Origin of the sequence: Novosphingobium sp. CCH12-A3, from assembly GCF_001556015.1 — a bacterium.
Classification (GTDB): domain Bacteria; phylum Pseudomonadota; class Alphaproteobacteria; order Sphingomonadales; family Sphingomonadaceae; genus Novosphingobium; species Novosphingobium subterraneum.
In genome coordinates, this window is record NZ_LSIA01000083.1 from 1 (window position 1) to 6,439 (window position 6,439).

Below are 6,439 nucleotides of genomic sequence, written 5' to 3' on the forward strand. Positions count from 1 at the left end.
GATTCGTAACTTACGTATACAGACTGCGTCTCGCTAGCAGCATTGAAGCTTCGGAATTGCCGGGATCGGAACGTCGATCGGGCAACAGGACGAACACTCGGAGACCCTCAATGCGACAGACGACATTTCTAGCGGCGACCGTCAGCCTCTTCGCGACGCTAACCTTCGCCGCCGGCACCGCTCTCGCCCAGTCGACGCCCGCGCCCGCGCAGACTGCGCCGGCCCATGCCCACCAGCAGGGCATGGATCATGGCGGGCAGCAGATGCACGATCAGATGATGAAGGATCATCAGGCCGGCGCGCAGAAGCAGCAGGGGCAACCGGCCCAGCAGGATCAACAGGGCATGTCGGGGATGGCCGGCATGTCCGGCGGCTCGCCTGCATCGAACGGCTCGGGCATGGCCGGTAAGGCGAAGAGTGGCTGCTGCAAGATGCCGATGAAGAAGGCCAAGCCGGCGGCGAAGAAGAAGACCGCCAAGCCCATGGCCGACAAGCCGATGAGCGACATGTGAAGTTTCCAGCCCCGATAAAACACCCCCCGGGGCTGAGGGCCCGCCGCCGCCCCCGCGGCGGGCCAGTTCTTTGACGATGCCCAGCGTCGCCCCGTGCTCCCGGCCTTCAAAACCGGGTCCGAGCGTCTGACGTGACAGAGGAAACAGCGATGCGAAATCATCTTGGCGTCGGTGCTGCTATTGGCTTTCTGCTCTTTGGCAGCACGCCGCTCCTCGCACAGGGTATCGGCCATAGCTTGTTCATGCGCGGCAAGATCGTCCGTATGGATGCGGGCGGCACAGTGGCCTGCCTGGGCAAGGCCGATGGCGCGCACATCGGGCAGATACTCGAAGTCTATCACGCAACGCCGCGCCACCGCCGCCTTGTCGGTCATGTCGAAGTCGACCAGATTTTCGACGACCATTATGCTCATTTCCGCGTGAGGGACGGGACGCTTCAGAAAGGCGATTGGGTGAGCCTAAAGCGCGTCCGGGCGTAACGCCAGAATTGGAATGCCAAGCGCCGCCCTCGCCAAAAGAAGACTCGGCCGAGTAACGCCTGTCTCGGCATAATTCCGATCAGGCGTGCGCGAATACGTTCAGGAGTCGATGAATAGTCATCGGCTCTGTTGGCGTGTCTGACCCTCAAGCCCGCGACCCCGATACCAGACTACCTTCTGCGGAACTTACTTATAGGCCACCCGGGCAAAGAGATTACTCCGTCAGGCCATCGATAGAGATGGAGTCAGGTTATGTTCGAGAAGGCGATCGGGACCATTAACGCGGCGGCCTCCTTCCGACACCGCTATGATAATTTCATCGGAGGCCGCTGGAGCGCTCCTGCGGGCGGCGAGTATTTCGCCGACACGAGCCCGATCAATGGCGCCCAGATCGCAGAGTTCGCGCTGTCGACGCCGGAAGATGTCGAGCGCGCGCTCGATGCGGCGCACGCCGCCAAGGATCAATGGGCAAGGATCGCGCCCGCCGAACGCGCCAGGATTCTCAATCGCGTCGCCGACCGGCTCGAAGACAATCTGGAGTTGCTGGCACTTGCCGAGACGATCGACAATGGCAAGCCGATCCGCGAGACGCGCGCTGCCGACGTGCCGCTCGCGATCGACCATTTCCGCTACTTCGCCGGCTGCATCCGGGCGGAGGAAGGCGGCATCTCGACGATCGATGCGGACACCATCGCCTATCATTTCCGCGAGCCGCTCGGCGTCGTCGGCCAGATCATCCCGTGGAACTTCCCGCTGCTGATGGCGGCGTGGAAGATCGCCCCGGCGCTGGCGGCGGGCAACTGCACCGTCATCAAACCCGCATCCCAGACGCCGCTCACCTTGCTGATGTTCGCCGAGCTCACCGCCGACATCCTGCCGCCCGGCGTGCTCAATGTCGTTACCGGCCCGGGACGGACCGTTGGCCAGGCGATCGCCGCCAATCCGCGCATCGCCAAGGTCTCGTTCACCGGCGAGACCGTCACCGGCAAGCAGATCATGCACGCCGCGGCGGACCATCTGATCCCCCAGACGATGGAGCTTGGCGGCAAGTCGCCCAACATCTTCATGGCGGACGTGCTCGACGAGGACGATGCCTTCTTCGACAAGGCGCTCGAAGGCTTTACTTTGTTCGCCTTCAACAAGGGCGAGGTCTGTACCTGCCCGTCGCGCGCCCTGATCCATGAGTCGATCTTCGACCGCTTCATCGAGCGCGCCGTGGCGCGCGTCGCCGCGATCCGCCAGGGCGATCCGCTCGACCCGTCGGTCCAGGTCGGCGCGCAGGCGTCGGAGGACCAGCTCCACAAGATCCTGGGCTATATCGATATCGGCAAGGCCGAGGGCGCGCAGTGTCTGGTCGGTGGCGCCAGGGCGCTGCCGGGCGGTGCGCTCGACCAGGGCTATTTCGTGCAGCCGACCGTGTTCGTGGGTCAGAACCACATGCGCATCTTCCAGGAGGAGATCTTCGGTCCCGTCCTGTCGGTCACCACGTTCAAGACGGTCGAGGAGGCGATCGCACTTGCCAATGACACCGCCTACGGTCTTGGCGCGGGCGTCTGGACCCGGAGCGGCAACACCGCCTACCGGCTCGGCCGCGCGATCGAGGCCGGGCGGGTCTGGACCAACTGCTATCATCAGTACCCCGCCCATGCCGCCTTCGGCGGATACAAGGCATCGGGCTTCGGGCGTGAAAACCACCGGATGATGCTCGATCATTATCAGCAGACCAAGAATCTGCTCGTCTCCTATGACGAGCACGCGCTCGGCCTATTCTGACCCCTCGCTCAAAGGAGAAACGGACATGGCGAAAACCATGAAAGCGGCGGTCGTCCGCGAATTTGGCAAGCCCCTGGTCATCGAGGACGCGCCGATCCCGACGGTCGGCCCCGGGCAGGTCCTGGTCAAGATTGCGGCAACCGGCGTGTGCCATACCGACCTGCACGCGGCAGAAGGGGACTGGCCGGTCAAGCCCAACCCGCCCTTCATTCCTGGCCATGAGGGCGTCGGGCATGTCGCCGCCGTTGGTGCCGGCGTCACCCATGTGAAGGAAGGCGACCGGGTCGGTGTGCCCTGGCTCTACACCGCCTGCGGGCACTGCGTGCATTGCCTGGGTGGCTGGGAGACGCTTTGCCACGAACAGCAGAACACCGGCTATTCGGTCAATGGCAGCTTTGCCGAATATGTCCTCGCCGATCCCAACTATGTTGGTCACCTTCCCGACAATGTCGACTTCCTCGACATTGCGCCGATCCTCTGCGCGGGCGTCACCGTCTACAAGGGATTGAAGGCCACCGAGGCCCGACCCGGCGAGTGGGTGGTCGTCTCCGGCATTGGCGGGCTCGGCCACATGGCGGTGCAATATGCCCGAGCCATGGGTCTCAATGTGGCCGCGGTCGACATCGACGATAGCAAGCTCGACCTCGCTACACGCCTTGGCGCCACACTGACGGTCAACGCGCGCAACGAGGACCCTTCGGCAGCGCTCAAGAAAGCCATTGGCGGCGCGCACGGGGCGCTGGTGACCGCCGTTTCGCCCAAGGCGTTCCAGCAGGCGCTCGGCATGGTCCGGCGCGGCGGCACGGTCGCGCTCAACGGCCTGCCGCCGGGCGACTTCCCGTTGTCGATCTTCGACACCGTGCTGAACGGCATTACCGTGCGCGGCTCGATCGTCGGCACGCGGCTCGATCTGCTCGAGGCACTGGCGTTCGCCGGCGAGGGCAAGGTCAAGGCCACGGTCCATGCAGACAAGCTGGAGAACATCAACGACGTCTTCTCCCGCATGCATCATGGCGACATCGAGGGCCGGATCGTCCTCGACCTCGCCTGAAGCCGACTTCGCGAAAGTACAGTTCATGTCTCCCTTACATATCCGGCCGATCGCGCGGCGCCGTTTCGTCCAGGGGCTGGCGATCGGCGGCGCGGTTGCCGGCTTCGCCCCGGCGCTTCTCGCGCGATCCGCCCCAGTCTCGCCCGCCGAGCTTAGCGGGACCGAGTTCGACCTCGAGATCGCCGAGCTGCCAGTCAACTTCACCGGCAAACGCCGTATCGCGACCGCCGTGAACGGCAGCGTGCCCGCGCCGGTCCTGCGCCTGCGCGAAGGCGACACGGTCACGCTCCGTGTGCGCAACGGCCTCAAGGAGATGTCGAGCATCCATTGGCACGGCATCATCGTGCCGGCGGAGATGGACGGCGTGCCCGGCATCAGCTTTGCCGGCATCGCGCCGGGCGAGACCTTCACCTATCGCTTCGAGGTCCGCCAGAGCGGAACCTACTGGTATCACGCTCACACGCTCGCCGAGCAGACGGGACTCTATGGAGCGATCATCGTGGAGCCGAAACAGGCGCCGGCGGCGCGGGCGCCCGATCGCGACTATTGCATCGTGCTCAGCGACTGGTCGGACGAGCCGCCGCTGCAGATCTTCCTCAATCTCAAGAAGCAGAGCAGCTACTATAATTTTGCGCAGCCGACCGCCGGCGATTTCCTCAAGGATGTCGGCACCATGGGCTTGGGCAAGGCGCTCGAGCGGCGGCGGATGTGGAACAGCTCGCGGATGAACCCGACCGACTACAGCGATGTCTCTGCCGCGACCTACACCTATCTGATGAACGGCGCGCCGCCCGCCGGCAACTGGACCGGTATCGCCGCGCCCGGCGAGCGCGTGCGCCTGCGCTTCGTCGGCGCGGGGACGGCGACGTTCTTCGACGTGCGGATCCCCGGGGTCGAGCTGACGGTCGTATCGACCGACGGGCAGCCGGTCGAGCCGGTCACGGTCGAGGAATTCCGGATCGGCCCGGGCGAGACCTACGACGTCGAGTTCACCATGCCCGAGGGCGGCGCCCGCACCATCTTCGCGCAGGCGATCGATCGGAGCGGCTATGCGCGTGGCACGATCGCACCGGCCCCGGGCATGGCGGCAGCCGTGCCGCCGCTCGATGCCCGGACCTGGCTCGAGCCGGTCGACATGATGGGCGCGATGGCGACGATGGGCGCAATGGGAGGCGACGCGCATGCCGGGCACGGCATGACCGAGATGCCGGCCAGGGCACGGCACGCCCGCACCGAATATGGCGCCAATACCGACATGCGCGTCGACTATCCGCGCACCAATCTCGACGATCCCGGCGCCGGGCTGCGCGGGCGCGGCTGGCGCGTGCTGACGCTGGCCGATCTGCGCACGCCGGGCGGCGATCCCGACCCGCGCGAGCCCGAGCGCGACATCGAGCTGCATCTGACGGGCAATATGGAACGGTTCATCTGGTCGCTCGACGGCATCAAGCTCAACGATTCCAGGCCGCTTCATTTCAAGCCAAACGAGCGGCTGCGCGTCACCTTCGTCAACGACACGATGATGGCGCATCCGATGCATCTGCACGGCATGTGGAGCGATGTCGAAGGCCCGGACGGCGCCTTCCAGGTCCGCAAGCATACGGTCGTGGTCCAGCCCGCCCAGCGGGTGAGCTTCCGCGTCACCGCCGACGCCATGGGCCGATGGGCCTTCCACTGCCATCTGCTCTATCACATGGCGGCCGGCATGTTCCGGGAGGTGGTGGTCGCATGATCCGGATTTTCCCCTCGCGCGGCATCGCTCTTGGCGCTGCCCTCTTCCTGGCGCCGGCGATCACGGCTCCCGCCCTCGCGCAGGATGCCTCGCCCCCGTCGCCCGCCGCCACCCCTGCCCAAACGGCCACTCCCGCTCAGCACACCCCTTCCGCGCAAGGCTCTCAGGACCATGCGGGCATGGACATGCCGGGCATGGATATGACCGACACGAAGGCGTCCGGTAACGGCGCCACGATGGACATGGGCTCGATGCAGGGTGGCAAGGCCCCGCCGGACGCGCGCAACTCGGACGATTATGCCGACGGCTATCGCAACTCGACGCTGCCGGGCTATGAGATGGCCGACAAGCTCTCGATCCCCAAGATACTTGTCGATGAGCTCGAATTCGCCAGCGGCAACGAGGGTCAGGGCGTGGGTTGGACCGTGCTCGTCACCAAGGGTCAGGACAATGACAAGCTCTGGCTGCGCAGCCAGGGCCTCAAGAACTCCCGCGACCAACGTCTCGATCCGGAGAGCAGCGTCGAGGCGCTGTGGTGGCACAGCAAGAACCCGTTCTGGGGCACGCTGCTCGGGGTCAGGCAGGATCTCGGCAAGGGCGCGACGACATGGCTGGCCGCCGGCGTCGAGGGACTGGCGCCTTATTGGTTCGACGTCCAGCTCACCGGCTATGTAGGGACCGATGGGCGTCTCGCGGCGCGCGCCAAGGCCTCCTATGAGGTCCTGTTCACCAATCGGTTGATCCTCACACCGCAGGTAGAGACCAATATCTATTCGAAGCGGTCGAGAGATCGGCAGCTTGGCAGCGGCTTCAGCAATGTCGAGCTGAGCGGACGGTTGCGCTACGAGGTGTCGCGCAAGTTCGCGCCCTATATCGGCTTCGTCTGGGAGCG

At 65.2% G+C, this 6,439-nt stretch carries 6 protein-coding genes; all 6 read left to right on the forward strand.

Going from position 1 to position 6,439, the window contains the following annotated elements; translation table 11 throughout:
* Positions 1 to 110: 110 nt before the first annotated feature.
* Positions 111 to 512: a hypothetical protein gene (locus tag AX703_RS27810; RefSeq protein ID WP_061934281.1), complete on the forward strand. Its 402-nt coding sequence runs from the start codon at positions 111 to 113 to the stop codon at positions 510 to 512.
* A 149-nt stretch (positions 513 to 661) separates the two neighbouring features.
* Complete coding sequence (locus AX703_RS06595; protein ID WP_062343365.1) at positions 662 to 991, forward strand: hypothetical protein; 330 nt, start codon at positions 662 to 664, stop codon at positions 989 to 991.
* A gap of 252 nt (positions 992 to 1,243) precedes the next feature.
* Positions 1,244 to 2,764, forward strand: coding sequence for an aldehyde dehydrogenase family protein (locus tag AX703_RS06600; RefSeq protein ID WP_015449264.1), 1,521 nt, complete (start codon positions 1,244 to 1,246; stop codon positions 2,762 to 2,764).
* A 25-nt stretch (positions 2,765 to 2,789) separates the two neighbouring features.
* The gene (gene adhP / locus AX703_RS06605) at positions 2,790 to 3,815 is read left to right on the forward strand and encodes an alcohol dehydrogenase AdhP (protein WP_004212676.1); all 1,026 of its coding nucleotides are present in this window, start codon (positions 2,790 to 2,792) and stop codon (positions 3,813 to 3,815) included.
* A gap of 25 nt (positions 3,816 to 3,840) precedes the next feature.
* A complete protein-coding gene (locus tag AX703_RS06610; protein ID WP_062343367.1) occupies positions 3,841 to 5,547 on the forward strand; it encodes a copper resistance system multicopper oxidase in 1,707 nt (568 codons plus the stop codon).
* A partial coding sequence (locus tag AX703_RS06615; RefSeq protein WP_197423632.1) for a copper resistance protein B occupies positions 5,544 to 6,439 on the forward strand: 896 nt, incomplete at its 3' end. The genes AX703_RS06610 and AX703_RS06615, both read left to right, overlap by 4 nt.

Coding starts and splice junctions, on each gene's coding strand:
- adhP (WP_004212676.1), top strand. CDS start 2,790: ATGGCGAAAACCATGAAAGCGGCGGTCGTCCGCGAATTTGGCAAGCCC.
- AX703_RS06595 (WP_062343365.1), top strand. CDS start 662: ATGCGAAATCATCTTGGCGTCGGTGCTGCTATTGGCTTTCTGCTCTTT.
- AX703_RS27810 (WP_061934281.1), top strand. CDS start 111: ATGCGACAGACGACATTTCTAGCGGCGACCGTCAGCCTCTTCGCGACG.
- AX703_RS06600 (WP_015449264.1), top strand. CDS start 1,244: ATGTTCGAGAAGGCGATCGGGACCATTAACGCGGCGGCCTCCTTCCGA.
- AX703_RS06610 (WP_062343367.1), top strand. CDS start 3,841: ATGTCTCCCTTACATATCCGGCCGATCGCGCGGCGCCGTTTCGTCCAG.